A 26,314-nucleotide genomic window follows, 5' to 3' on the forward strand; every position below is an offset into this window, starting at 1 on the left:
CGGGTGAATGCCCGCGAGACCGTCCGCACGTGGTTACGACCGCCGTCTCCCGTCCCGGCCGGCCCGGCGCTCGATCCGGCCGCCAGACGCGGAGTCTGGATCGAGATCACGATCGTCCTGCTGGTCACCTTCGGACTCAGCGGATTGTCCGGGATCCTCTCGCTCGCCGAATCCTTGGCGACGCCGGTTGCGCTCTCGGATCAGACGGTCGCACTCAATCCGTCGCGGGCCGCCATCGACTGGATCGACCTGGCGCGCCAATTACTGGGCGTCGCAAAGCTTCTCGCATGGGCAGCACTGGGGCTCTATCTACTGTGGCGTTCGGGGATCGGTCCGCGTGCTGCGGGACTGACTCCCAAACCTCGATTCCGGCGCGACATAGCCCCGGGATTCGGCTTGGCCACCGTGATCGGTCTCCCCGGCCTGCTGTTCTACCTCGTGGCTCAGGCGCTCAGCGTCAACCTCACCGTCCAGGCCAGCGCGCTCGACGACCACTGGTGGCGGGTACCGATCCTCGTACTGTCCGCAATCGCGAACTCCGGCGCCGAAGAGGTGCTGGTCGTCGCCTACCTGATCACTCGCCTGCGAACGCTGGGCTGGAGCGAGAACAAGTCACTGCTCGCATCGTCACTTCTGCGCGGCAGTTACCACCTCTATCAGGGGTTCGGCGGCGGCGTCGGAAACGTGATCATGGGGCTCGTGTTCGGCCGATACTGGCAGCGCACCGGGAAACTCTGGCCACTGGTCATCGCCCACGCTCTCATCGACATGGTGGCGTTCATCGGTTACGCCCTCCTGCGCGATCACGTCTCCTGGCTGCCGTGACCGGTACCGTGAACTGGTGACCGGCGACTCCGAATATCCTCAGCGCCCTCCGCGGCGCCAGCCGCCAGGGCCACCTCCGCGTGGACCGATGCCTCCGAGGCAGAACCCTCCACGCCAGAATCCACCCCGTCAGGGCCCACCCCCGCAGCGGCGTCCACCGATGCCGCCGGAAGGTCCGACAGTCATCCGCCGCGACGGACGCCCGCCGCAGCAGAATCCAGCCAATCAGGCCTGGTCACAGGCCCCACAACAAGCGCCGCAACAACCCAGGCGCGAGGACTGGGCACCGACCCAGCGCCCGCAGCCGTTCCAGGACGATCCCCGCCGTCAGGGTGGGCAGCGTCAGGATGCGCAGCGTCAGGCCAAGTACGCACCCGCTCCGCCGCGCCGAACCCCGCCGCGCCCTCCAGAACCTCCGAAGCAGCGACGCCCACGTAAGCGTCGTAGCTGGGGTAAACGTATCGGCATCACGTTGTTGGTGTTGCTGCTCGCATTGGCCGGTGCGGTTTATTACGTCGACAGTTCGCTCAATCGAATCGACGCGCTGCCCGACTACGCGGGACGCGTCGCCGATACGCCGGGCACGAACTGGTTGATCGTCGGCTCCGACAGTCGTGAGGGGCTCACCCCCGAGCAGGAGCAAGCTCTCGCGACGGGCGGTGACACCGGCCCTAAACGCACTGACACGGTCATCTTGGTCCACGTCCCCAAGAGCGGGAAGACGACGATGGTCAGCATCCCGCGCGATTCGTACGTTCCGATCCCCGGCTACGGCTCGGACAAGATCAACGCCGCCTTCGCCTTCGGGGGTGCTCCCTTGTTGGTGCAGACCGTCGAGGAGGCAACGGGGCTTCGCATCGACCACTACGCCGAGATCGGATTCAGCGGGTTCGCCGGCATCGTCGACGCCGTCGGTGGCGTCAACGTATGCCTCGCACAGCCGATCGACGACCCGCTGGCCGGGATCAACCTCCCAGCCGGATGTCAGGACTTGAAGGGTTCGGACGCACTCGGGTTCGTGCGAACTCGCGCGACGGCGCTCGCCGACCTCGACCGCATGAACAACCAGCGCCAGTTCATGTCGGCGTTGCTGTCGAAGGCGACCAGTCCGACCACGTTCCTCAATCCGTTCCGGTTGTGGCCACTCGTCTCCGATACCGCCAAGTCTCTACAGGTCGACGAAGGCGATCACATCTGGAATCTGGCCTCACTCGCCTGGGCGCTTCGCGGCGGGATGACCACCACGACGGTTCCGGTCGCCGGTTTCGAGGACGTGGACGGTTCGGGCAACGTGTTGTTGTGGGACAAGGCGCGCGCTTCGCAGTTCTTCGACGCCCTGGCCAACGATCAGCAGATTCCACAGGATCTGATCACCACGGGGTAATCGCCCTGAGTTCCGGTAGTACCGCGGGAGGACAGGCCCGGCGAACAAATCGCTTTCCGGCAGGACGCGGAATCGGCGGCCGAAAAATACCGTGAAGGTATGAACAAAACACACCACAGGTACCGAACTCTCGCCGTCGTTGCCGCAGCCGTCGGAGCTGCTGCACTCGTGACGTCCTGCTCCGGGACCTTCGACAAGTTCGACGACTCCAAGGCGTACAAGAAGACCGAAACCTTCTCTTTTGCACGAACATCCAACGGAATCGACACGCTGCCGAGTTGGGTACCGGCCGGCGCGACGGATATCGACGAGATCATCCGCACCACCGGCAACGAACGAATCCTGCGAATGAAAGCGAACGTCTCGGAGATCGATCACAACATCTGCACAGCACTTCCCACAGTCGAAACACGCCCGGCGTCTCTGTCCGCTCAGTGGTGGCCGGCGGGAATCGAAAAGAGCAGCTCGTTCCAGTGCGGCGACTGGTACGTCGGCGAAAAGGACTCGTTCGTCTACGGGTACCGACCGGAATCTCTCGGCTTCATCATCGATCAGCTCGACAAGAAGTAGCTCCCTCTCAGCGGCGACGACCCAGTAACCTGTTGGGATGACACAGGCGAAGAACTCGAGCGAATTCACCACTCTGCTGCGTCAGCAGATCCGTAACGAGTTCACTGCATCGCAGCAGTACATCGCGGTAGCGGTGTACTTCGATGCACACGATCTTCCGCAGATGGCCGCGCGCTTCTACAGCCAGGCCACCGAGGAACGCGGTCACGCGATGATGATGATCCAGTACCTGCTCGACAACGACCTCGACGTGGACGTACCCGGCATCGACGACGTCGTGACGAAGTTCGACAGTGTCCGGGCTCCGGTCGAATTGGCACTCGAGCAGGAGAAGACGGTCACCGAGCAGGTGACACAGCTGGCACGCACCGCGCGCGATACCGGCGACTACCTGGGCGAGCAGTTCATGCAGTGGTTCCTCAAGGAGCAGGTCGAGGAAGTAGCAAGCATGACAACACTTCTCACCATCGTCGACCGCGCCGGCGACAACCTGTTCCACCTCGAAACGTTTGTCGCACGCGAGATGAACGCCCCGGCCGCTGCCGACGCAATGGCGCCGACGCCCGCCGGCGGCGGCGTCTGAGGGCCACCGGCCTACCGAGTCTCAGGCCGCTCGGCGGCGCTCAGTGATCTGAGGAAGTTGTTGTACGCCTTCAGATCACTGTCGCCGTCGATCTCGGCGCGGCGATCCTGGGCGGCATTCATCCGTTTGTCGTCCCGGTTCCAGCGCATCGCGAAGATCACGACCACCACCAGCGCAACGGGCTCTCCGTACGACCACGCGAGGGCACCCGCCAGCTGCTGATCCTGCATCACGTCCACGCCCCACTCCGGAGGCGGATCCACGAACGTGGCCAGCAGCGGTTTTGTCGCCATCATGAGTACGACGCCGATGAACACGTGCAGCGGCATCTCCACGAACAGGTCGAAACACCGGCCGAGGTAGCTCTGTCGCACCGGCAGTGGGCCGGTGGCGAGCACCGGCATGATGAAGAGCAGACCGCTGGCGAGAAAGAAGATCTCGAGCGAGACGTGTCCAGCCGGTAACGCCGAGACGGTGTCGAAGATCGGCGACAGGTAGATCCCGTAGTAACTGAACAGAAATACCGGGATCGCGAACCCGGGGTGCAGCATCCACCGCGCCGGCAGGCTACGCAATGCCGAGAGGGCAAGCGCGAGAATGCCTTTTCCTATCCCTCGGTGCGGCGTCGAACGTAGTAGCAGCAGTCCCGGCGAGCCCAGTACCCAGAGCGGCGGGATCGCCATCGAGAGCGTCAGGTGTTGGAACATCCAGACGCTGAAGAGTTCGTAGCCGTAGCTCTCGACCTTCAGTCCGGTTACCGCGATCAGTAGCAGGCACCCACCCAGGAAGCACGCTGTCCGATGGCACGGCCATGGTCGCCCACTCGCGCGAACTCGCTGAGCGCCAGTCCAATACCAGAGTGCAAGAACAACTCCCAGCGCAGGAAGAAGCGGGAGGGATGAGGTATCCCACTCCAGCATCTGCCCGATCGACGGCGGCGGCGTGTCATTCACGAACGCTTCACCGGCGGGCCCTCCTTCGTCTCCATGCGGGTACCGTCGACTCTACACCTAACTACTATGTTGGATAGTATTTAGGAATTCGACGGAAGGTCCAGGTGCACAGCAGTGTCCAGAAGCATGAAGATATCCGCCGCCCTGATCGCGGTGTTCGCGGTAGCACTGATCACGTTCATCACCATCGATCCGATCAGGGCGGACAACGAGAGCACCGATCGGGCAGCACAATCCAGCGCCGTCCTCACCGACGACGCGTACCGATTGACCTCGGCCGCCGACGGCAAGGTGAACCTGGTCGAGTTCCTCGACTTCGAATGCGAGGCTTGCCGCGCGCTGCACCCGACGATGGAGCGAATCAGAGCCGAGTACGAGGATCGGATCACGTTCGGCATCAGATACTTTCCGATTCCGAGTCACACCAACAGCACTCTCGCGGCGCAAGTCGTCGAATCCGCATCTCGCCAGGGCAAGTTCGTCGAGATGTATCAACGGATGTACGAGACTCAGTCGCAGTGGGGTGAATCTGCCGAATCGCAGGAGGCGCTGTTCCGCTCCTACGCACAAGATCTCGGCCTGGACATGACCCGATTCGAAACCGACCTCGGCAGCCGCGGCGTCCGTGAGCGGGTCGAGCGCGACTTCGAAGAAGGTCGACGCCTCGGCGTCCAGGGCACGCCGACCCTCTTTCTGAACGATGTGAAACTGGCCCCGATGCCGACCTACGAAGATCTGAAAGCCCAGATCGACTCGGCTTTGCGAGAATGATCAGGTCAGAACAGCGCAGATACCCGCGGAGACGGCTACCGTCACGGCTGCGGCAACGGCCGTCGTGACAGCCGCCGGAACACAAGCCGCCACCGCGCAGGTCAGTCGCCGGGGCGACGCCACGTCGCCGTCGACCAGGGAACGCAATCGCACTGCGGTCGCGCCGCCGCGATCGCCCAAGCTCCAGTCCGGCTGAGGAAGCGTCGATTTCGACACCACGGCAAGAGCGGAACGCACCGCAGCCGGGCTGGTGACGCGAGCGGCGTGCCGGTCCGCCGACAGTTCCACGATCGCGCCGACGGCAGCAGGTGCCGCCGCGAACAACGGCACTCGCGGCAGAACAGCGGCCAAGACTTCGCACGCACCGACGATTCGGTGATGACCGCCGCTCAGGTGCGCACGCTCGTGCGCGAGGACCGCGTCACGCTCGCCTCCGGTAAGAGCGGATGACAAGCCTTGCGTCGCAACAACAAATCCAGGCTTTCCGGCGACGCTGTACGCCATCGGCAGCGGATGATCCACACAACACGTCGGACTCCGAGTTGTCGCGGCGCGCGACGATCGAGAGAACATCACGATGGAAATCTCGGACTCTCGCGTGCTCACGTGCCTGCTTGCGCCCAGCCAGCACGATCCGAACGGCGATCAAACCCACCGCAGCAACGGCTGTGCCGGTGATCAGTTCACCCACCCACGAACTCGTACCGTGCGCGAAGGCGCTGAAACACCGAGCGATACCGTCGACCAGCCCCTCGACCGGCGCGTGGCTCGGCCAGACCAGAACCAAGACCGCGGAGAGAGCGAGATACAGAGCCGACGCCATACTGCCGAGCCACGCCGCGAGCAGCACCGTCGGAGACAACGCCGAGGAAACAACTCGCAACACTCTCGGAACCAAGAATCCCACGAGTACCGCACCGAGAAGCATCGGCAACGCCAATGTCATTGCGCACCTTCCCCGGAAAGACCTCGGCGCAGGGCCTCGTTCTCGGCGTCCGTCATGGTCCTGGCGAAGTGCAACAGCACGGCAGCGGAATCAGAACTGCTGTCCAACAATTCGCGCAGAGCCCTGGAGGTGGCTTCTTCACGGCTGCGGCTCGGCCGATAGAAGTAGGCGCGACTCTTCTTCTCACGACTCACCCAACCCTTGTCGTAGAGATGCGTCACGACGGTCAGGATGGTGGTGTACGCGAGCTGTCGACGCTCGCCCAAGATCTCGACCAGATCCTTGACCGAGAGCGCGTCGTCGGACTGCCAGAGCACATCCATGACCTCGGCTTCGAGTCCGCCCAGCCCCTGCATTGCTCCTCCATCGCGTCGTGTCAGAACTTCAGTCGCCCGTGGTCTTCTCCCCGAACGACACGCCCCGGGCATTCAGATACGCGAGCGGATCGGTCTTCTGTCCGTCAGATTGCCACACCTCGTAGTGCAGGTGTGGTCCTGTCGATTGTCCACGATTGCCGACGGTCGCGATCAGCTCACCCGCCCGCACCTTCTGACCCGCAACCACGAGCGCCTCGTTGATGTGTCCGTAGACGCCGACGGTCCCGTCATCCTGCTGGATGCGGACCCAGAGCCCGAATCCCGCGGCGGGACCGGATTCGAGCACCACACCGTCGGTCGCCGACACAATGGGCGTACCGATCGCGTTCGCGATGTCGAGACCGTAGTGGGTGGTTCCCCACCGTGGACCGAAGTTGGACGTCATCGTCCCGCTGACAGGGGCCATCACCTGTGACTTCTCTGCCTCGTACGCCAGCGCCGCTCGTTCGGATTCGAGTTGTCGCGTCTTGCCGAGTTGTTCGGCTATTCCGGCAAGATCCGTCGTTCGAACACGGTCGAGGATCTCCGGCACCGACACCGTATTTCCCACCGCAACCGGCGGCGGCGATGCGTGCCCGATGGAAGTGCCGGACGCCAGGATTGCGCCCGTCGCCACGGAAACCGCGGCTATGCGCCCGCCGGGTCTGATCGGCTCGGCTTTTCGATGTCGTCCCACTTCTCGGTCCTCGCGTCGATGACAAATAAAGGTCTACGCCGCAACCCTACAACTATGTTGCATAGTTTTTAAGACATGCACTATTGCGCATATATGCATATCTGTCTAAGCTGACGTCGACGAAAGGATCTTCGATGTCACACGGACACGGGCACGGAATCTCCCCCGCCGAGGCTGCGACCAGCAACAGCGGCAAGCATGTCAATAAACTGTGGATCGCCGCCGGCCTCGGGTTGGTGACGTTCGTACTGCAGGTGACAGTCGGACTTTTCACCTCGTCGCTGGCACTGCTTTCGGACTCGGCACACGTGTTCACCGACATCTTCGGCATCTTCATGGCGCTCGCCGCGATCCTCGTCGCACAGCGTGCCGCCCGGCGCCCCGACCGTACTTTCGGCATGTACCGCACGGAAGTGTTTGCAGCACTGGCCAATGCGATCCTGCTCTTCGCGGTGGCCGGATGGGTGCTCTACGAGGCTGCCAGCCGATTCTCGGATCCGCCCGAGGTTCCCGGCCTCCCCGTCGCGATAGTCGCCGTCGTCGGATTGGCGATGAACGTCATCGCCTTCCTGATGCTGCGCAGCGGCGCGAAGGAAAGTATCAACATCCGCGGCGCCTACCTCGAAGTCATGGCGGACATGGTCGGGTCCATCGGCGTCCTCGTCAGCGGCTTGGTCACGCTCGCGTTCGGTTGGCGCTACGCCGACCCCGTCATCGGCGTAGCCATCGGCCTTTTCGTCTTGCCGCGCGCCTTCAACCTGGGCCGCCATGCCGTCCGCATCCTGCTCCAGCAGGCTCCCGATCGCATCGACGTCACCTCGATCATCGAGAAGATCAATACCCTCCCGGGCGTCGTCGACGCGCATGATCTACACGTCTGGACGCTCACCTCGGGGATGGAAGTTGCTTCCGTTCACGTCACCGCGGCAAGTGACGCCGATCCCACAACGGTGCTTGCGGCCACCCAAACCTTGCTTTCCGAGGCCTTCGAACTCGAGCACGCCACCGTACAGGTGGAACTACAGGGAAGTGACGGTAAATGCGCGGAACTCGCCTGGTGAAATGGACATTCCTAAATGAAACATTCGATTTCACCGGGCTCGATAACCTCACCGAATTCGAAGAAAAATTAGGTCTTCTTTAGTTTGGGAACGCTTACCACAATAAGGTCAGACTGGGATGACAGTGCCTCTGACCTGCACTATCTTGGAATTCATGACTTCTGGGGAGACTCACATGACCAAATTCCACGCACTACTCCGAGACCAGATTCGCAACGAGTTCAACGCTTCGCATCAGTACATCGCGACAGCGGTTTACTTCGACAATGCGGATCTGCCGCAGCTGGCAAAGCATTTCTACAAGCAGGCTGTGGAAGAGCGTAACCACGCCATGATGATCGTTCAGTATTTCCTCGATCGCGACATCAACGTCGAACTGACCGGCGTCGACGCTGCGAAGGCCGACTTCAAGGATGCCCGCGAGCCCATCGCTCTCGCGCTGACTCAGGAGAAGACGGTCACCGAGCAGATCGTCCAACTCGCGAGCACTGCCCGCGAAGAAGGCGACTACCTCGGCGAGCAGTTCATGCAGTGGTTCCTCAAGGAGCAGGTCGAGGAAGTGGCAAGCATGACAACACTTCTCACCATCGCGGATCGCGCGGGCGCCAACCTGTTCGACCTCGAAGACTTCGTGTCCCGCGAGATGAGCACCGTCGGTGACACCACCGGTGCACCGAACGCAGCGGGCGGAACCATCTAGCCTGCAGCACTCACAGATTTTGCCCTCGAGCCGAGCGGTTCGCTTCCTGCCAGCAGGATCGAACTGATCAGCTCGGGGGCATCTGTCATCGGTACGTGCCCCAGGCCGGGCAGAACCATCAACTTTGCCTGCGGGAACGGCTTTTTCACGCGCTGCGCCTGATACACGGGCAGGATGAGATCGCGTCGACCCCACGCAACCGTCACCGGCACAGTGGGATCCACGATGGGCGGCAGCACGAAGTCCATCTCTAGACCCAGGTCGACGAGCTCGTTGGACACGAGCGAACGGCAGTCGGCCAAGGCCGCCGCATACCCGACATGACTCGGATGAGCGAAGAACGCGGCGAGCGCCGGATAGCGAATCAGCTTGTACCGCAATGCGCGTGGCAATCCGTCGCCCATGAGCTTGGCCGTGCCGCGCAGTGCACGGAACGTATTGATCGCTCGCACCTGATCGAGGTGATTGACAAAGAACCCGGCCGGCGAAAGAGCTGTCGCCGACGCGACATCTCCGCGCGCCGCCAGCGAGAGTGCAATCCAGCCGCCGAGGGAGTTTCCGGCGACGTGGGCGCGCTCCCCTGCCGGAGTCACTTCCTTGACGAACTCGCTGACATCGTCGATCAGCTGTCCCATGACGTCCGGACCGAGTTCGGGCAACAGTGACTCTCCGTGACCCGGCAGGTCGACGGTGACGACGCGGCGGTACGGCGTCAGCTGGTCCAAAAGCGAATCCCACGCCTGCCGTCGATGGACGATGCCATGGACGAGCACAAGCGTGGGACCGCTACCGGAGATGTCATGCGACAAGGTCATGTCGCCAACATTAACCGTAACTTTGCGTAACGCCTATAGTTCGGGCGAAAAAATCAGCGCAGCGTGACCTGACGACCACGAAGTCCGTCGCGCGAGCGCAGCTCGGCCGAGGTCAGCGGAGCATCGACGGTCAGAGCCTCGGCAAGACGCTCACCGAGCTCGACGGTGGCCGCTACCCACTCGTTTGCATGCTTTTCGCGGTCGAGGTCGAAGACGGGAACCAACAGGCCGTGGGTGCGGAACGAGCCTGCGTAACGCGAGCCCTCACCCAGGTGCAGTCCACCGGTCGCGTGCACGCGCGCCAGCGCGAGCATCAGGTCGTCTTCGCTCTCGGGACGAACCCAACGCAGGTGCGCCTTCTCGCCTGCGTCGACCCACCACGCGGCAACGAGGCCGTCGCCTTCGAGGCGTGCAGAGGGCATGATCGCCGAGTTGGCGTGCTGCACGGTGGCGGCAACCTCGGGGTCGGTTTCGACGCCTTCCGGAATCCACCAGTTGAAGTCCTGGTGCACGGTGATGTCGAGCAGCGCCGACGGATCGACGACAGCGGTGACTGCGGGAGTCTCGGAATCGGGGTTCGCGGCAGAAAGCGCGTCGCCGGGGGCCGCATCCTTGATCCAGTTCACCGAAGCGGCGAGGTCTGCGCCGAGGTCGGCCGAGTGCGCCTGAACCTGGACACCGACAAATCCAGTGGCCGTCTCGCCCTCGTCGCGGACGAGTGCGGCAACAGCGCCGGGGAGGACCGTCGCCAACGTGACGGGACGGTCGGAGCCGATGACCGGCAACGGAGCCGTGGCGGACGGAACGAATTCACGCAGCGCGACCAGATCGCACTCGGCGGCAAGGCCCTCGAACGGGCGGTTCACTACGCCGGCAGCGGCTTCACGCTCTGCTTGGCGTGCCGCCAGCTTCTCTGCGCGTGCGCTGCCCTGCTTCGGTCCACTGTTTCTTTTGCTCTTCTTGGCCACGAGGGCAAAATCTACACGCTGCCCAGCCATTGCTTCGTGCGCCCGGGATGGTTGGTGGCAACCCAACTGACCCCGAGCTCACGACACAGGTCCACATCCGCCTTGTCGTCGACGGTCCAGCAGTACGTCGCGCGACCCGCCGCAGCAGCCCGATCGACCAGATCGGCATGTTCGCGCAGCGCCTTGATCGACGGCCCGATCGCCGTGGCGCCCACAGCCGTCGACGCACCACCGCCGAGGTACCGCGACGCGTCACCGAGCAGGACAGTCGGCAGCAGCGGTGCCGAACGACGCACTCTCCACACCGCACTCGCCGAGAAAGACATGACCACTGCACGCGAGTGGTCGGCCGACGGCGGCGACGCGATCCCGAAGCGGTGCAGTTCCGCCAGAAGTTTGGCCTCGACCAATCCGCCGAACCGCACGGGGTGCTTGGTCTCGATGAACAGCTTCACGGGGCGCGCAAAATCCAGGGCGAGGGTGATGAGATCGGAGAGAGTCAGAAGTTCGGCCGGTTCGCTCGTCGACCCGTAGTCCAGAGCGTTCAGCGAATCGAGAGTCATCTCGCTGACGATCCCCGTCCCGCTGGAAGTGCGGTCGACCTTGCGGTCGTGAACGCAGACCAGGTGTCCGTCGCGGGTGAGCCGAACGTCGCATTCGAGCCCGTCCGCACCCTCCTCGAGAGCTAGTTCGTAGGCGGCGAGGGTGTGCTCCGGCCGCGCAGCCGACGCACCTCGGTGCGCAACGACGAGTGGACCTCGGCGATCTGGGCTCACAGGGCTGCGGTTTCCTTCTCTTCCGACACCGAGCGCGGCACCGGCACCCACCGGGTTTCCGATTCGGGCTCGCCGCGCCAACTCTTGCGCTCGATCCGTCGGATCACGATGAGCGTCAACGCGGCGGTGACGGCAGCGATCAGCGCTATGAATGCGTTCAGCAGAACCCCGTCGGCCATTGCCTGAATCCCCGGGCGTGATCGCCAGTACGCGTTGACCACCAGTAGCAGAGCGCTGAATCCCCAGAAGCCCCACCAGATCTTGACCAGCAGGATTCCGCGCGGATCACGGCGAACCAGCTCGAAGAGATAAACAGGCGGCATCACGAGGTTGAGGATCGGCACAGCGCAGCCGACGACCACTTCCGAGGCGGTACGCGGATCGGATTCCCGGGCACGTGCGAAGTGTTCACGACGCCGACGAAGCAGCCAGCACACAGCGGCGACGGCAGCGAGGACGGAGACCAGCAGTCCACCCAACTGAGTGAAGTACACGGCGGCGTCGGAGACCGTGAGCAGCCACTGCGGGATCAGCGTGGTGCGGTTACGCACCAGGATCGCGTATCTGCCCAGTTCGGCGAACACAGCGAGTCCGTAGAGGATCGTCGCGAGTGTCAGCAACGGTCCGACTCGGTCAGCCATCCGGTCCGCTCGCGAGGGCGGCACCGGTGAGGTGTCGACGATGTCCTGGAGCCCCCACTGCGGGACGGCGTCGTAGCGCGGGGTGGCCAGGCTACGACGCACTGGTGCGTCCCCCACGCCGCGTGGGTCGGACGGTGAGCGCGCGATCCAGCGGAAGCCACGACGGCTGGGCGCTTGGTAGATCTCGGTGCGGGTGGGGATGAGGAGGACGCCGCTGCAGCGCGGGCACCACTGAGTCGGGCCGCCGACTCCGTTGCGCTGCGTTGGGCCGCCGACGACAGGCCATCGTGCGGCGCACCGGGCGCAGACCTGAACGACACTCACAACTTCGATTCTGTCACGCCGTATCGGTAACGGCAGCAAATGGATTCACTCCCGATTTGTGATCGAACCTCCACCGCGTTCACCTGCATTGTTCGAATAATGTGACCTCCGCCACTTAAAAACTCGAGTTATCCACAGTTTCCACAGGTTCATCCACAGTTCTGGATGAATGAATCGGGCTTTATCCACAGGTCACGGGCAAGACCCTGAGAATTTGCTGACAGGTGTTAGCGAACGATGCACAGGCTCGAGGATGAATTTGACACCGCAGGTCAGTGAACTTTTGGGCGTCGGCGTCATTTATCCCGGCAAAGTTCACAATCCATTCAGAAATTGCTCCCGAAAAGACAGAAAAGACCGTTATCCCCTTTTTGTGGGAAGTCGGTTTTTGACACACCTGGAAGCATGACCGTCGATGACTTCTCCACAGCCCGAGACAACTCTGACGTTCACCCCGAAACGGGTCACGCAGCTAGCGTTCGTGTTGATCGGATGTCAGCTCGTCATTCGCGCCTGGGTCGCCGCGAGCAATTACTTCTACTGGGACGACCTCATCCTGATGGGCCGCGGAGGACGCTTCCCTCTCTTCTCGAGCGAACTCCTGCTCTACGACCACGACGGTCACTTCATGCCCGCGGCTTTCTTCGTCACCGGGCTGATCACCCGCATCGCGCCGTACAACTGGGCGCTGTCGGCAACGCTGCTCGTCATCGGCCAGGCCGCTGCGTCGTTGGCGCTTCTGCGCACTCTTCGGTTGGTCCTCGGCTGGCGACCGGCGCTGTTGATTCCGCTGATCCTGTATCTCTTCGTCCCGCTGACGCTTCCGGCGTTCTCGTGGTGGGCGGCCGCGCTCAACGCCTTGCCGCTCCAGATCGCGCTGGCCTGGGCATGCGGCGACGCAATCAAGCTGTACCGCACCGGGCATGTGCGCTACGTGTTCTCGGGCACCGCGGTTTTTGTCGTCTCCTTGCTGTTCTTCGAGAAGGCGGTCCTCGTTCCGTTCGCGGCACTCGCTTTTCTGGTGCTGTACTTGCGCACACAAGGTGAGGGAACGCCGATACGAAGTGCGGTCACGAAGTGCCGACCCCTGTGGACGGCCTGCGCCGCCGTGCTCGCGATCTGGATTCCGGTGTATCTGACAACTGTCGAATCTCCGATCACCGGCTACGGCCGTTCGATGTCCACCGAACTGCTGCATCACGGCACCTCTTTGGGGATGCTTCCCACTCTTCTCGGCGGTCCCTGGCAATGGGAGCGGTGGATCCCCAGCCCCGCATGGGCCGATCCGCCGACGGTATTGGTGGTCGCGGCCTGGGCCGCACTGCTGACGACGGTCGTGATGACAGTGCGTGCCAGACGCGGCGCCGCCTGGATCTGGGCCGCCGCGGCGCTGTACTTCCTGGCCTCCGTCGTGGCGATGACCGCGACCCGATCCGACGCCGACACCACCTACGAATTGGCGCAGACCTTGCGCTACTTCACGGATTCAGCGACGGTGTTCGCCCTCGCCGCCGCCCTGATTCTCGCCTCGCCTCGGCGACGTCCGGCCCGCATGCCCGTCGCAGTCGCCGCCGGGCTGTCGATGCTCTTCGTTGTCAGTTCGCTCGTCTCGACTGTCACGTTCGTCGACATCTGGCGCGAGAACCCGACTCGCGACTACCTCGCCAACGCACGAATGTCGTTGTCCCAGAATCAGGACGCTCCACTGCTCGAGCAACCCGTCGCGATCCAGGTACTTCTTCCCGTCGCCTTTCCGAACAATTTGGCAAGCAATGTTCTCGCGCCGCTGTCTGATCGACCCGAATTCTCTTCCAGCACTCCGATTCTGCGCACGATCGATGACAGCGGACAGATTGTCGATGCCGAAGTGACCTGGACGAGAAGGATTCCCGAAGGGTCGACACCGAACTGCGGCACCCGCGCCGAAGGCCCTACCGAACTCCCACTCGACGGCCCCCTGGCCGGCTGGGAATGGACGGTTCAGCTCAATTACCTCGCGAGCACCGACGGAACGATCGACGTCGCGTTGGAGTCCGGCGACGCCGTATCAGTACCCGTGACGCAGGGTTTGCACTCGGCATTCGTGCGCCTGGTCGGCCACGGAAACAGCGTGAAGATCACGCCGACAACGCCGGGACTGACCCTGTGTTTCGGCGGTGGACAAGTCGGTGCCGTCGTCCCGACCTCCGCAAAATAGTGGCAGAGTAGAAGTCATGGAGCTGCGTATATTCACCGAACCCCAGCAGGGCGCTACCTACGAAAAACTACTGACTGTTGCCCAGACCGCCGAAAAACTCGGCTACGGCGCATTTTTCCGCTCGGACCACTATCTCGCCATGAATTCCGACGGCCTTCCCGGGCCCACCGACGCGTGGATCACGCTCGCCGGAATCGCCCGCGAAACATCCACCATCCGCCTCGGCACTCTGGTGACGTCGGCTACGTTCCGTCACGCCGGACCGCTGGCCATCTCGGTCGCACAGGTCGATCAGATGAGTGGTGGCCGCGTAGACCTCGGCATCGGCGCCGGCTGGTACGAGGAAGAGCACCAGGCGTACGGCATCCCGTTCCCGGCGCTCAAGGATCGCTTCGAACTGCTCGAGGAAACTCTCGACGTAGTGACCGGCCTGTGGCGTACGCCGGTCGGCGACACGTTCGACTACGACGGTAAGCACGTGCAGATCAAGAACTCTCCCGCGCTTCCCAAACCGCACCAGGTCGACGGTCCGCCGATCCTGATCGGTGGCACGGGCAAGAAGAAGACTCCGGCACTCGCCGCTCGGTTCGCGAACGAGTTCAACATCCCGTTCAAGTCCCTCGCGGAAACGAAGGACATCTTTGCGCGGGTTCGTCAGGCTTGCGTCGAGCACGAGCGCGATCCGAACGAATTGGTGTACTCCAACGCTCTCGTCCTGTGCTGCGGCCGCGACGAGGCGGAGATCAAGAAGCGCGCCGAAGCGATCGGACGCGACGTGGACGAGCTACGTGAGAACGGTCTGGCCGGAACACCTTCGGAGCTGGTCGACAAGATCGGCACTTTCGCCGAGGCCGGTTCACAGCGCGTGTATCTGCAGACTCTCGATCTGGCCGATCTGGATCATCTCGAACTCGTCGCAAGCGAGGTCATGCCCCAACTGCAGTGAGGAAAGGTCCGGGATCTACAGCGCGTTCGCGTCGAGGAACGCGCGTAGGTCTCGGTCCCACTGGGCCGAGCGGGAACGATCGAGAAAGACCCGCACCAGCATGAACGCGATGACCAATAGGGACATCACGCTGAACCAGGTGAAAACCCCGGTCACCACGGCTGCGACGTCGGCAGCACTCTGAGTGATCGGAGCTACGGTCTTGTCGCCGTGATCGTTGACGTAGATGGGGACCTCGGTGCCGACGGGCGTCGCCGAGTCGACAGTGACATCACCCGTGTGAACCTCACCGTTCCAGTTCCATTGCGCGCTGGCCATTTCGGTGGTCGGCGCAATGTAATCGGCTGTCGAGGCGGTGGTCTGCGTCGAGTCTGCAGTCGTCGTCGCCGAAATGCTGTGTAGTTCGGCGGATTGTTTGGCGATCAGTGCGTTCTGGCTCGAAGCCGTCGCAGCCCCTGCCCATACCGCGAGAGGCAGCAGAAGAATCGCGAAAATGATCAGACCGAAGGACATGAATCCTTCGATCCGATCACTGCGGCGAACCATCGGATCGTGGCCTACATGAATGGTGCGTCGGAGCAGCGACGCAGTTCCTCGCGTACTACCTGACATTATTAGCTCAGTTCTCTCGACGACACACTCTTACATCGAGATTCCCTTTGTTTCGATCTAGTTGCAAGTGTTAACGAGCTGAATCACATGTGTCCTCCAACACCTGTCCAGTTATTCGCTCGGCGGAAGGATGTCCGTCTGCGCCGGAACCTGATCCTGACGGAGCAATCCGACCGGGCAACTGACGCCGGTGGCATGCACCGGGCAGTAGCCGCCGGGGTTCTTCGCCAAATACTGCTGGTGGTAATCCTCCGCATAGAAGAAGTCGCGCAGCGGACCGATTTCGGTGGTGATCGCGCCGTATCCCGCTTCGGCAAGCCTTTCACCGAATGCGACGGCCGACGCATGAGCGATTTCTTCCTGCTGCGCGGACGTCGTGAAGATCGCCGAACGGTACTGCGAGCCCTGGTCGTTGCCCTGACGCATTCCCTGCGTTGGATCGTGGTTCTCCCAGAAGTGCGCCAGGACCTGCTCGTAGGAGATCACTGCGGGATCGAAGACCACCAGCACCACTTCGGTGTGACCGGTACGTCCGGAGCACGTCTCTTCGTACGTCGGGTTGGGAGTGAAGCCTCCCGCATAACCCGCAGCGGTTGTGTACACACCGGGAAGCTGCCAGAACTCCTTCTCGGCGCCCCAGAAACAACCCATCCCGACGACGACGGTCTGCAGTTCGGCCGGAAACGGCGGCGTCAACGGATGTCCGTTGACGTAGTGCGCGGTAGGTACCGGCATTTTCTGCTCTCGCCCGGGCAGGGCGTCCTCAGGCGCGATCAGCGTGGATTTTGCGGACGCTCGTCCCAGAATGTCGTCGTACCAGCTCATGCTTCGATGCTACGCGCGAGCGGCTGTTTCGCCACGCCGTGACCGCACGGGCACCCGGCAGCTCCACCCAGCGGTAGCCGATTTCTGCTACCGCGGCCGTGACCAGAAGGAACAGTGCGAAAGCCAGCGTCGGTCCGACGTACAAAACGGTGTTCTCGACAACGCGGTAGAGGATCAGGGTGTGCACGAGATAGATGATGTAACTGCGCGTCGAGAGCCATTTCACGACCGACCAGCGCGTCGGGACGCCGTCGTAGCGCCCGATGATGACAACCGCTGCGGCGACTACCGAAATGGTCCACAGGTAGTGCTCGCCGGCCCAGTACACGCGGAACTGGGTAGCCACGATGATGACGTGCATCTGGACGAGGACGGCCGCGATCAGCCAGCGGCCGGGAGCGAGCTTCGCCCACGCGAGGTACATGATCTGGCCGAGGAAGACCGCCGGCAGCGTCGCGGCGATCTTGGACAGCATCGGCACGGTGTACGGCAGCGGCGCGTAGACGTTGTAGAGCAGAACCAGTGAGCACAGCGCACCACCGGCGAGCGGCATGACGATCGGTCGAAGCCGCAGTATCGGGCGAGCCGCGACGCACGCGAGATAGAAGAGGAATTGGACGGTGAGTGTCCAGGTCACTCCGAGAACTGCCACCTCGGGCTTGAGAAAGAATCCGCCGAGAAAAAAGCTCATCAACGCTTCGGTATCGGAAATACCTTCCTGACCGCTGAACATTCCGTTGATTCCGAGGCGGACCAGAAGAATGGCGATCGCGGTCGCCACCCAGAATGCGGGCAGCAGGCGACTGAATCGGTTGGTCAAGAACTTTCCGGGGCCGTCGCGAATCGCGGACCGCGTCACCAGAGCGCCGGTAAGCATCATGAATACGGCGACACCGACAAAAGAGAGGTGCTGGTTGAGTTCGGCCGGCTCGATCAAAACGCCGTAGACGATGTCGATCACCCACCAACCCGAGCCGAGATCGTCGATGACGTAAAAAGAGATGTGGGAGTAGATCACGGCGGCAACCGCCAGGGCTCGCAGCAGGTCAGCGCCCGGAAGATTCACCCGAGGCGCGGCCGCCTCTGGTGATTCCGGGAGGAAAACTGGTGCGGGCATCGCGCAAGTTTAAGGTTCCGTTCACCTTTACGACGAATTTGCGCATATTAGCTTACCCTTAGGCCGGAGCAAGTTCGGTTTCCCAAACTTTATTCTTTGGTGATTACTACCTGAGCCGGACTGTTGCGGACGGTGTACGAATGTTATTGGGTGGAAACCCGAAGAATGATTTGCACATACGCGAGTGACGTCACGCCGTGACCGGTGATCGACGCACTCTAAAGCACCAGGGCTCACCAGCCCGCAAAGAAGGGACCCTCGTGTCTGTTTACACGCTGCCGGAACTCCCCTACGACTACGCAGCCCTCGAGCCGCACATCTCGGGCAAGATCATGGAGCTGCATCACGACAAGCACCACGCGGCTTATGTTGCCGGTGCCAACGCTGCACTCGAGAAGCTGGCCGAGGCTCGTGAGAACGACACCATCGCAGCGCAGGCCAACCTGCTCGAGAAGAACCTGGCGTTCCACCTCGGTGGCCACACCAACCACACCGTTTTCTGGAACAACCTCAGCGCTGACGGTGGCGACAAGCCCGAAGGCGAACTCGCCGCAGCGATCGACGACAACTTCGGTTCGTTCGATCTCTTCCGCGCTCACTTCTCCGCGAACGCCAACGCCATCCAGGGCTCCGGCTGGTCCATCCTCGCGTGGGACTCGATCGGACAGCGTCTGATCATCGTCCAGCTCTACGATCAGCAGGGCAACATCTCCATCGGCCTCACGCCGCTGCTGCTCCTCGACATGTGGGAGCACGCCTTCTACCTCGACTACCAGAACGTCAAGGGCGACTACGTCAAGGCATTCTGGAACATCGTCAACTGGAACGACGTTTCGGCTCGCTTCGACCGTGCACGTACCCAGACCGCAGGTCTGATCGTCTAGTCACGCTCTTCTCGCGAACGGCGGCGCCTCACCAGGGGTGCCGCCGTTCGTGTCAGCAGAGCACCACCGAGCAGGACCGTCGTAGCTCCGAAGACCAATGCCAGTGTGCGAGTTCCGGAGTCACCGCTGCTCACGGTGGTCTGATTGACGGCCACCGGATCCGACAGCACCGAGGTCAGCTGAACCTGCTGCGGAGTGGTCATCGCGGGAATACCGGATTTTGCGCCGTCGAGGCCCGTGACCAATGACTTGGCGATCCCTTGCAGCGTCGTGAATCCCTGAGTGATCTGGTCGGTCACGTCACCGAGCATCTGCGGCGCTTGATCGGCGATGGGGATGAGTCCGTCGTTCAATTGTCCGGCAGCACTGCTCAGTTGATCGCTCGCCCCTTGCAGCTGCCCGACGGCGGTGCGGACTAGATCACCGAGCTCCGTATCGGGTCCGACCGAGCCACCCAACAGCGCCGGAACGGTGCCCAATTGCGCATTCAGCGCACCGAGATCCGAACTCACACCGGCCAGTTGCGCTGTCACGTCGGGCGGGATCGGAAGGCCGTTCAACGCAGTTTGCAACGTGTCGATCCGTGTCTTCAATTCTGCGGTCGACGACGACGCCTCCCCCAGCGTCAGGCCCAGTGAGTCAGCGCGCGTGGCCAGCTCTTCCGCCGACCCCGACGCCTGATCGACCACGCCGGATACCTGGTCCGCCACGCTCATCAACTCCAACGCTCCCGAGCGTGCGGTCTCGAGATACGGCAGCAGAGTGCCTGCGCCTGCCTTCACCTGATCGATGGACTTTCCGGCCTCATTGGTGCCGGCGACCAGAATCTGTGCGGTGGTGAGGTTTTGATCGATCGAGCGCCTGGCGGCCGAAGTCTGAGCCAGCAAACCCTTGATTCCGTCCGCGCCGACCTGCGCCGATACGGCCCGAGTCAACTCGGCGGACTTCTCCGAGTCCGAGCCATTCACCGCCAGTACGACACTGGCTTGGCGGGGATCAGTGCCGAACATCGACGCGACGGTTTCGCTGAAGTCTTCCGGCACCGTCAACATCGCGAAGTAGTTCCCGCCGGGGTTGTCGACCACCTGGAAGTCGAAGTCTTCGTTCTTGCCCAACGTGTCCACCAGGGTGTCGCCGGCCCGAAGTTCCTTGCCGTCGAGCGTGGTTCCCGCGTCGGCGTTCACGATCGCGACGGTGTTCGAGGAATCGGCACCGCCCGCGAAGATCACGAACCCGATCCCCGCCACTGCAGCCGCGACAATCGCGGCCACACCACCCACTGCCAGCCGTCGACCGAGGCGTGACGGCTGGCGGTGGGAGTTCTCGGTGGTGTTCTCGGCGCTCATGGGCGAGACGATAAAGCAACAACTTGTAGAAACACTGAGAAGTTCTAGGTGGGCGCCGGGGTCGGTTTCGCTTCTTCTTTCGGGTCTTCATCCGGTTCGGTTCGAGGACCACTGATCAGGATGTCCGCCCAGCGTGTGGCCGGGTCGATGTCGAGCAGGACGGCCTTCACCAGCAACGAGAGCGGAATCGCCAGCAATGCTCCGAGTGCTCCGAGAACCCACGCCCAGAAGACAAGCGAGAGGAAGGTCATCGTCACCGACAGCCCCACGGCGTCGCCGACGAACTTGGGTTGGATGATGGACTGGATCACGAAGTTGATGACGGAGTAGACGACGATCACCCACAGCATCAGCCACGGCCCGCCCTGCAGGAGTCCCAGGAGCGCCGGTGGGATGACGCCGATGACAAACCCGATGTTGGGGATGTAGTTGGTGATGAAGGACAGCAACGCCCACAGGACGGGCAGCTGAATGCCCATCAGCCACAGCGCGCCACCGTCGAGTACCGCCACGATGAGGCCGAAGACCGTCGAGACGACCAGGTATTTGCGAGTGCCGGCGGCAAAGGTGGAGAGCGCGTAGGAGATTTCGGGACGTTGCTCCGACAGCACATTCAACCGTGAGCGGATACTCATGCCGTCGAAAGCCATGAACAGCAACAGCGCGAGGATGAACACCAGATCCGACAGAATGCCGAGCAGACCCTCCAGCCCACTTTCGAGTACGCCCACGACCTTCGTGAGATCGATACTGCTGAGTGTGCTTTGGATCTGTTCGGTGCTGACTCCGAAGTCGGCCAACTTGTCGCGGCCCTCGTTGAGGAGGTTGGTCATCTCCTCGGAGTATTGAGGCAGGATTGTCGCCAACTGGGCCGTCGACACGATCAACGACGCCGCCAACCCGAGCAGAATCAGGTACACGGTGACCAGTGAGCCGAGCATCCCGACCCACTTGGGCCACCCTCGGCGCTGTGACCAATCCTGAATGGGCTGAACGGCAATCGTCAGCACGAGGGCCAGGAATACCGGTCCGAGGATGCCGCCGAACACCTTCATTCCGCCGACGGCAACCACGGTGGCCGCAAGACCCAGCAGGACGATCAAACCGCGAGGGATCGACCAGTTCTCGCTACCGGACACCGTGGGGATCGGAGCGGGAGCCGCGACGGCCGCCTTTCCCTTCTTAGAGAACACCGACTTCCTTTGCCCGGCTCCTGATCTGGAATGCTCCCACAATCATGAAGAGGCCGAACAAGATTGCGTACCAACCCAACAACCAGATGAGGCTGATGATGCCTTCGCCGGGCGCGACGAGAAGAATGATGCCGAAGATGACAGCAAGCACCGAGGCTGCGAGCAACCATCCCCAACTGGATCCGGGCAGCGTCTTCATCTTGAAGGCGCCGACGATTCCGAAGATTCCGAACATGATGGCGTAGAAGGCAATTATGTACAGCAGCACCAGCGCCGTGATGCCTGGCCAGACCAGAGCGACCACACCGGCTCCCACCGAAACGACGCCTGTGAACACCCACCATCCCCAAGAACTCAGGTGTTCGCGGTCCCGGATGGCTCGAACGATCGTGATCAAGCCGTCGGCAATGGAGTAGACACCGAACAGGAAAACCAAGGCCACCACGGTAATTCCCGGCCACACCAGTGCGATGATTCCGAAGATCACGCCGAAGATTCCGCGGATCAGGATCATCCACCAGATCTCTTTGCCGTACTGCACGAACGGGTTCTGCGTGACCATCAGTAGCCTCCGAAGCAAGCGGGTGTCTCTGACCGATTCAACAGCTCTTCAAACAGGGCAATACCGACAGATCGTATGGCTATCGTGGCCTTTCCGCCCATCGAAACGCGCGGCTGATACCGAGTTGTGCTCTACGGGTGCGGAGCGAGGGGACCTTCAGCTTGCTTCCCGAATACTTGCTTCCCGAATACCGGGCGCGGTCCACGATCCCGAAAGCACCGCAGCCTTCGGCCAGTACAGGCGCAGAAAAACGTTGAAGTCTCCGGACGGAGTCGGCAGCCAGTTCCGCTCCTTCTCACCACCAGGGGATTCGTGCTGGAGATAGATGTCGAGGGAACCGTCGTCGGCAAACGCCAGATCGCTTCGATCGCCGATCGCGTATCGGTCGATCGGGTTGTCCACGAAGAACTGCCGCTCGTTCATCATCGTGAGCGACCAGAAGCCTTCGACCGGCGGTAGCTCGTCCTTCTCGAAGTGCAGAACGTACTTCTTCGCCCCGGTCAGCGGCTTCCCGTCGACATCCGTGGTGGCGTGCGGGTACACGGCATCGGCGTCAAGGTTCGCCCCGAAACCGAGCCAGACGATCAAAGCCCGCTGAGCGTAATGAGTTCCGTAATGCCCCAAGCCGCGGTGCATCGTCCAGCCGTTCTTCGGACTACCCTCGGCCTCTTTGGCGATCTCGCTCAGCACGTCCATTCCGGTCCGCGCAGCTCGGTCGAGGGCATCACGCACCTCTTGCGGACGCGACTTCCAGGGCAACGAGGAGCCGATTCCGATGTCGGACAGCTGTTTCATCATCTCGGTATCCTCCGGGCGGGGAGGATTGTCGTCGAGAAGTGCGTCGAGGGTGGTGAAGAAGGCCTCGCCGTCCATGGCGGCCACCTGGTCCACCGGCGGCGTCCGGGTGTCGACGGCAGCGTTCACCGGAACTTCACCGGGCGTGTAGTCCTGCGGGTCACCCGTCCACTCCGACAGTGGTGTCAGTCGCGTCCGGTCCTGCAGGGTGTGCACTTCAGCCAGGTCCGTTCCCCCCGACGTCGCATAACGCGCGACTATCCAATTCATTGCCGTCGGAGAACGCAGCAGCGTCAAACCTTTGGGTACGTTGCCTTTCCAATTCGGCCCGGCCACCAGATACGGCCCCCCGGTGCGCCCCACCGTCCGAGATCCCGGCACCGTGAAGACGTCGCTCCACGCGTCGAGGATGGGGACCAGCCAGTACCGCGTACCGAAGTCCGGCAATGAGAGCACCTGTGGTTCCGTCGACACGTCCAGCCACCCCGACGAGTAGAGAGTGTCCGCGTTGGGTGAGACGACATCGGTGAAGGTCGCGTCGGGCGTTGTACGCGCATAAGCGAACTGGTTGAGCGGGGCTTTCATCGCCACCGGGGTCGGCACCGCCGTCATGACGTCACGCGATACCGCCGCAATCAACAGTGGATATCCGAAGATCCACGCCTGCGTTGCCAGGTCTTCCAGCCGAGAACGGTTCTTCGACAGAGTCATGCCTGCGCATACCACCGCCCTCACCAGCGCAAACCTGGCTGGCACTCTCCCCGTCTTGTGTGCCAGTACCGAATGGGTGCATATTTCGATTACCCAACGAGGTGTGCCGGACCGACGCATGTGCGTCTGCCCGAGATTTGCCCCAGCACCGAGGGAGGAACAGAAATGAACAGAAACGAAGCTATAGGCATTTCTCCGTTCCAAGCCGCCGGGTCTTTGCAGGGGTTCGTCATCTCCGGGCGTTGGCCGGACACCACCCAGGAGTGGGCGCAGCTTCTCGCCCTGGCTGTCCGAGTGGCCTCGATGCCGGGTTTGTTGCCGACGACGACGGTCTTCGGGGTTCGTGAGGACGTTCCCGAGGATCCGCAGCCGGGCACTGTCGGTCTGGTGGTTGCCGAAGGTCCAGTGCTGGGCGATTTCGCCCTGACACCCGGTCGTTTCTCCGATCACCAGCCACCAGCCCTGATCATGCTGCACCCGCCGTCGGAAACCACGTCCAGCCTGCCGGAATGCGAGGGCAGCGCGTCGGGGTGCGTACTACTGCCCGGCCTTCCCTACTTGGGTTTGGAGCATCGTGCGGCTTGGGTCGAGGCAGAGCCGGACGGCACAGTCGTCTCCATGATCAGCCGTGTCGGCATCGATCCGATCAGCGATCCCGACACCGCTGTTTTGGCCATGCTCCTCGCCTCGTGACGGCCCCGGTAAGCGATAAGTTCGGACTCCCAAACTTGCTGTGCGCTTTGCCAATTCGTTTCGACCGCGCTAACGTGGGTAGCAACGAAGGGGAGTAGCCCCCAATCGCCTGTGTCGACATACTGGTTCGACGCGCCCCGTCATGTGCGGATCGCGAAGCACCCGGCCTGGCGAACCGAAGGTCCTGTGGCCTCGGTGGGCGAGACCTTCGGCCGGACATGCGCACCCGCTGCGCCTGCCCAGGCCGGAGGCTCGCATTTTTCCTCCGACCTACACCGACCGGAGGAGTAAATCTTGCTTGCCGCAATACTTTTGAGTTTCGGCGTCATCTTTGTCGCAGAACTCGGCGACAAGTCGCAACTGATGGCAATGACGTTTGCCTTGCGCTATCGCTGGTGGGTCGTTCTCGGCGGAATCACCGTCGCCACCACCCTTGTTCACCTCGTCTCTGTCGCCGTCGGCCACTACCTGGGCGTCGCACTCCCCACCGCGGCAATTTCCATCGTCGGCGGTATCGCGTTCCTGATCTTCGGCCTCTGGACCCTGCGCGGTGACGATCTCACCGACGACGAGCAGAACAAGGCCGGTCGCGTCACGCGATCCGCCTTCATCGCCGTCGCGTCGGCCTTCTTCCTGGCAGAACTCGGCGACAAGACCATGCTCGCCACCATCACCCTTGCGACAGACAACGACTGGATCGGCGTCTGGATCGGATCGACGGTAGGCATGGTGGCGGCCGACGCTCTCGCCATCATCGTCGGCTCGGTACTGGGCAAGCACCTCCCGGATGGATTCATCAAGATCGGCGCCGCGGTGCTGTTCTTCGTCTTCGGTGTCTGGCTTCTGCTCGAGGGCATCTTCCCGGACTCGTCGGCCGGCATCATCGGCGGTGGCGTTGTCCTGGCCGTGTCCGTGCTGGGCGCACTGGCTCGGATGATCTGGAAGCGCTCCCGTGCGACCGACTCCGCTACGCACCTCGTCGATGACAATCGGACGCCGATCGACTGACTTTCAGCGAACAAGGTTATCGGCGCCCCAAATCGCGACCGGCACATGACCTTCTGCCACTCCGCTTGGTCCGAGCAGCTGTCCGAATCGCTTCATCGGGTACAACGAGACACGTCGATCGAGGATCCGCACACTACCGATTCGACGTAACCGATCCTCGACGGCAAGACTCTGGGTGAGGCTACTCAGCCACACGCTGATCAACATGTTCGCCGTTCCGGTGGTCGCCACCGACAATCGGGTCTCCGGCCAACCCGACACGAGTTGGCCGAGTTCGTCGGTGGAACCGTCCACAGCGACGTCGAAGATCACTTCGAAGGGTGAACCGACAGCCTGTTGCGAAACGTCACAGCGAAAGATCAATTGCTGCGACGCAGTCAGCTGCGCCAAGCGTCGTCGAATCGCCGTCTCGTTCGTTCCACAAATCGCGGCGAGGCGCGCATAGCTGGCACGTCCGTCGCGGCCGAGCGCTTCCAACAGGGCGCTATCGGACTCGCGGAACTCTGTCGGGTCTGCCGGCGCCGCAGCGGTTGCCAGCTGAGCGCGACCTGCTTGCCCTAGAGCGCCCGGCTCCCAACTGAAGCCGTCTCGGTACACCTTCACCCCGACCCGGCTTCTGATCGACAGAATTCCAGGATCGGCGGCCAGGTGCTCACACACCAAAGCGTCCAAACTCTTCTGGTCGGCGGCCACTACACCGACGAAGTACTCGAACTCACCTTCCGTCCTGGCCAACAGATAGGTGCAGGACAGGTGACGCAGCAGTTCCCCCACGTCGGCAACCGCATCCTGTGCGGTCCTGATCATGAGATAACCGAATATGTGGGTTCGACCGATTGCGACCGCGTTGACCCACGAATGACCGTTCGAGACGAGTCGACGCCACCGGCGGGCGATCGTCGTCGAATCCATGTCGAGCACCGACGACAACTGTGTCCACGACGCGCGGGGGTTGAGTTGGAGTGCATTGATGATCTCCAGATCAGATTCCGCAATGACAAATGCGTCGGATTCCGGCTTCATCAGTCAATTATTGCCGGATTGCTGCATTCTGG

The 26,314-nt window shown here is 62.4% G+C and carries 27 protein-coding genes and 1 pseudogene; 12 read left to right on the plus strand and 16 right to left on the minus strand.

Annotation, left to right across the window (positions count from 1 at the left end; genetic code table 11):
- The first annotated feature begins 3 nt into the window (after positions 1 to 3).
- From R4P65_RS12315 to R4P65_RS12330, 4 genes are all read left to right on the plus strand, one after another.
- Complete coding sequence (locus tag R4P65_RS12315) at positions 4 to 825, plus strand: CPBP family intramembrane glutamic endopeptidase (RefSeq protein ID WP_230816049.1); 822 nt, start codon at positions 4 to 6, stop codon at positions 823 to 825.
- A 160-nt stretch (positions 826 to 985) separates the two neighbouring features.
- A complete protein-coding gene (locus R4P65_RS12320) occupies positions 986 to 2,209 on the plus strand; it encodes an LCP family protein (RefSeq protein ID WP_317826689.1) in 1,224 nt (407 codons plus the stop codon).
- 99 nt (positions 2,210 to 2,308) lie between these two features.
- Positions 2,309 to 2,779: a hypothetical protein gene (locus R4P65_RS12325; RefSeq protein WP_317826690.1), complete on the plus strand. Its 471-nt coding sequence runs from the start codon at positions 2,309 to 2,311 to the stop codon at positions 2,777 to 2,779.
- Between the two features lie 37 nt (positions 2,780 to 2,816).
- Positions 2,817 to 3,362 carry a ferritin gene (locus R4P65_RS12330; RefSeq protein WP_317826691.1) on the plus strand — a complete coding sequence of 182 codons (546 nt, stop codon included), beginning with the start codon at positions 2,817 to 2,819 and terminating at the stop codon, positions 3,360 to 3,362.
- 11 nt (positions 3,363 to 3,373) lie between these two features.
- Here R4P65_RS12330 and R4P65_RS12335 read toward each other — a convergent pair whose 3' ends face one another.
- A complete protein-coding gene (locus R4P65_RS12335) occupies positions 3,374 to 4,315 on the minus strand; it encodes a cytochrome c oxidase assembly protein (RefSeq protein WP_317826692.1) in 942 nt (313 codons plus the stop codon).
- Positions 4,316 to 4,441: 126 nt separating this feature from the next.
- Here R4P65_RS12335 and R4P65_RS12340 point away from each other — a divergent pair, with 126 nt between their 5' ends.
- Entirely contained in the window at positions 4,442 to 5,086 is a 645-nt protein-coding gene (locus R4P65_RS12340) for a DsbA family protein (RefSeq protein WP_317826693.1), read from the plus strand.
- Here R4P65_RS12340 and R4P65_RS33150 read toward each other — a convergent pair.
- The 3 genes and pseudogenes from R4P65_RS33150 to R4P65_RS12360 all read right to left on the minus strand — a co-directional run bounded on the left by R4P65_RS33150 (position 5,087) and on the right by R4P65_RS12360 (position 7,040).
- Positions 5,087 to 6,032, minus strand: a pseudogene (locus tag R4P65_RS33150) (M56 family metallopeptidase). It lies immediately after the preceding gene.
- Positions 6,029 to 6,388 (minus strand): BlaI/MecI/CopY family transcriptional regulator, encoded by a 360-nt coding sequence (locus R4P65_RS12355; protein WP_230816056.1) that lies wholly within the window; start codon positions 6,386 to 6,388, stop codon positions 6,029 to 6,031. Before R4P65_RS12355 ends, R4P65_RS33150 begins: the two are co-directional and overlap by 4 nt.
- Positions 6,389 to 6,416: 28 nt before the next feature.
- The gene (locus R4P65_RS12360) at positions 6,417 to 7,040 is read right to left on the minus strand and encodes a M23 family metallopeptidase (protein ID WP_317826813.1); all 624 of its coding nucleotides are present in this window, start codon (positions 7,038 to 7,040) and stop codon (positions 6,417 to 6,419) included.
- Positions 7,041 to 7,219: 179 nt separating this feature from the next.
- Here R4P65_RS12360 and R4P65_RS12365 point away from each other — a divergent pair, with 179 nt between their 5' ends.
- The gene (locus R4P65_RS12365; protein ID WP_317826695.1) at positions 7,220 to 8,146 is read left to right on the plus strand and encodes a cation diffusion facilitator family transporter; all 927 of its coding nucleotides are present in this window, start codon (positions 7,220 to 7,222) and stop codon (positions 8,144 to 8,146) included.
- 154 nt (positions 8,147 to 8,300) lie between these two features.
- Complete coding sequence (locus R4P65_RS12370) at positions 8,301 to 8,846, plus strand: ferritin (protein WP_024487904.1); 546 nt, start codon at positions 8,301 to 8,303, stop codon at positions 8,844 to 8,846.
- Here the strand turns inward: R4P65_RS12370 and R4P65_RS12375 are convergent.
- Genes R4P65_RS12375 through R4P65_RS12390 form a run of 4 tightly spaced genes read right to left on the minus strand, consistent with a single transcriptional unit; the run spans position 8,843 to position 12,370 of the window.
- Complete coding sequence (locus R4P65_RS12375) at positions 8,843 to 9,661, minus strand: alpha/beta fold hydrolase (protein ID WP_230816059.1); 819 nt, start codon at positions 9,659 to 9,661, stop codon at positions 8,843 to 8,845. The two genes, R4P65_RS12370 and R4P65_RS12375, sit on opposite strands and share 4 nt — an antisense overlap.
- A 53-nt stretch (positions 9,662 to 9,714) precedes the next feature.
- Complete coding sequence (locus R4P65_RS12380) at positions 9,715 to 10,629, minus strand: DUF5926 family protein (protein WP_317553666.1); 915 nt, start codon at positions 10,627 to 10,629, stop codon at positions 9,715 to 9,717.
- Between the two features lie 11 nt (positions 10,630 to 10,640).
- A complete protein-coding gene (locus tag R4P65_RS12385; protein WP_230816061.1) occupies positions 10,641 to 11,405 on the minus strand; it encodes a glycerophosphodiester phosphodiesterase in 765 nt (254 codons plus the stop codon).
- The gene (locus tag R4P65_RS12390) at positions 11,402 to 12,370 is read right to left on the minus strand and encodes a DUF4328 domain-containing protein (RefSeq protein WP_317826696.1); all 969 of its coding nucleotides are present in this window, start codon (positions 12,368 to 12,370) and stop codon (positions 11,402 to 11,404) included. The genes R4P65_RS12385 and R4P65_RS12390 overlap by 4 nt, the downstream gene beginning before the upstream one ends.
- 415 nt (positions 12,371 to 12,785) lie before the next feature.
- Between R4P65_RS12390 and R4P65_RS12395 the strand changes: the two genes are divergently transcribed.
- On the plus strand, positions 12,786 to 14,567 hold the full coding sequence (locus R4P65_RS12395) for a hypothetical protein (protein WP_317826697.1): 1,782 nt from the start codon (positions 12,786 to 12,788) through the stop codon (positions 14,565 to 14,567).
- A gap of 16 nt (positions 14,568 to 14,583) precedes the next feature.
- Positions 14,584 to 15,513 carry an LLM class F420-dependent oxidoreductase gene (locus R4P65_RS12400; RefSeq protein WP_317826698.1) on the plus strand — a complete coding sequence of 310 codons (930 nt, stop codon included), beginning with the start codon at positions 14,584 to 14,586 and terminating at the stop codon, positions 15,511 to 15,513.
- Positions 15,514 to 15,528: 15 nt separating this feature from the next.
- On the opposite strand, the gene R4P65_RS12405 is transcribed toward R4P65_RS12400, so the two are convergent.
- The 3 genes from R4P65_RS12405 to R4P65_RS12415 form a co-directional block, all read right to left on the minus strand.
- Positions 15,529 to 16,125: a hypothetical protein gene (locus tag R4P65_RS12405; protein WP_020905734.1), complete on the minus strand. Its 597-nt coding sequence runs from the start codon at positions 16,123 to 16,125 to the stop codon at positions 15,529 to 15,531.
- Between the two features lie 111 nt (positions 16,126 to 16,236).
- On the minus strand, positions 16,237 to 16,950 hold the full coding sequence (gene msrA / locus R4P65_RS12410) for a peptide-methionine (S)-S-oxide reductase MsrA (protein ID WP_317826699.1): 714 nt from the start codon (positions 16,948 to 16,950) through the stop codon (positions 16,237 to 16,239).
- On the minus strand, positions 16,889 to 18,067 hold the full coding sequence (locus tag R4P65_RS12415) for an acyltransferase (protein WP_317826700.1): 1,179 nt from the start codon (positions 18,065 to 18,067) through the stop codon (positions 16,889 to 16,891). Before R4P65_RS12415 ends, msrA begins: the two co-directional genes overlap by 62 nt.
- Positions 18,068 to 18,327: 260 nt before the next feature.
- On the opposite strand from R4P65_RS12415, the gene R4P65_RS12420 reads away from it, so the two are divergent.
- Positions 18,328 to 18,951, plus strand: a complete 624-nt coding sequence (locus R4P65_RS12420; RefSeq protein ID WP_003944189.1) for a superoxide dismutase — start codon at positions 18,328 to 18,330, stop codon at positions 18,949 to 18,951.
- Here the strand turns inward: R4P65_RS12420 and R4P65_RS12425 are convergent.
- The 4 genes from R4P65_RS12425 to R4P65_RS12440 form a co-directional block, all read right to left on the minus strand.
- Positions 18,948 to 20,297, minus strand: coding sequence for a hypothetical protein (locus tag R4P65_RS12425; RefSeq protein WP_317826701.1), 1,350 nt, complete (start codon positions 20,295 to 20,297; stop codon positions 18,948 to 18,950). The genes R4P65_RS12420 and R4P65_RS12425 overlap by 4 nt on opposite strands.
- 44 nt (positions 20,298 to 20,341) lie before the next feature.
- A complete protein-coding gene (locus R4P65_RS12430; protein WP_317826703.1) occupies positions 20,342 to 21,490 on the minus strand; it encodes an AI-2E family transporter in 1,149 nt (382 codons plus the stop codon).
- Positions 21,480 to 22,052 carry an HdeD family acid-resistance protein gene (locus R4P65_RS12435; RefSeq protein ID WP_317826704.1) on the minus strand — a complete coding sequence of 191 codons (573 nt, stop codon included), beginning with the start codon at positions 22,050 to 22,052 and terminating at the stop codon, positions 21,480 to 21,482. Before R4P65_RS12435 ends, R4P65_RS12430 begins: the two co-directional genes overlap by 11 nt.
- Before the next feature lie 156 nt (positions 22,053 to 22,208).
- On the minus strand, positions 22,209 to 23,558 hold the full coding sequence (locus tag R4P65_RS12440) for a DUF1254 domain-containing protein (RefSeq protein ID WP_317826705.1): 1,350 nt from the start codon (positions 23,556 to 23,558) through the stop codon (positions 22,209 to 22,211).
- Positions 23,559 to 23,723: 165 nt separating this feature from the next.
- Here R4P65_RS12440 and R4P65_RS12445 point away from each other — a divergent pair, with 165 nt between their 5' ends.
- Together R4P65_RS12445 and R4P65_RS12450 are read left to right on the plus strand one after the other, a co-directional pair.
- Complete coding sequence (locus tag R4P65_RS12445; protein ID WP_230816072.1) at positions 23,724 to 24,251, plus strand: peptidase; 528 nt, start codon at positions 23,724 to 23,726, stop codon at positions 24,249 to 24,251.
- Between the two features lie 294 nt (positions 24,252 to 24,545).
- Positions 24,546 to 25,259, plus strand: coding sequence for a TMEM165/GDT1 family protein (locus R4P65_RS12450; RefSeq protein WP_058227350.1), 714 nt, complete (start codon positions 24,546 to 24,548; stop codon positions 25,257 to 25,259).
- 3 nt (positions 25,260 to 25,262) lie between these two features.
- On the opposite strand, the gene R4P65_RS12455 is transcribed toward R4P65_RS12450, so the two are convergent.
- Positions 25,263 to 26,282 carry an Lrp/AsnC family transcriptional regulator gene (locus R4P65_RS12455; protein WP_317826706.1) on the minus strand — a complete coding sequence of 340 codons (1,020 nt, stop codon included), beginning with the start codon at positions 26,280 to 26,282 and terminating at the stop codon, positions 25,263 to 25,265.
- Positions 26,283 to 26,314: the final 32 nt, after the last annotated feature.

The organism is Rhodococcus sp. IEGM 1318 (assembly GCF_033142465.1).
GTDB classification, from domain to species: Bacteria; Actinomycetota; Actinomycetes; order Mycobacteriales; family Mycobacteriaceae; genus Rhodococcus_F; species Rhodococcus_F qingshengii_B.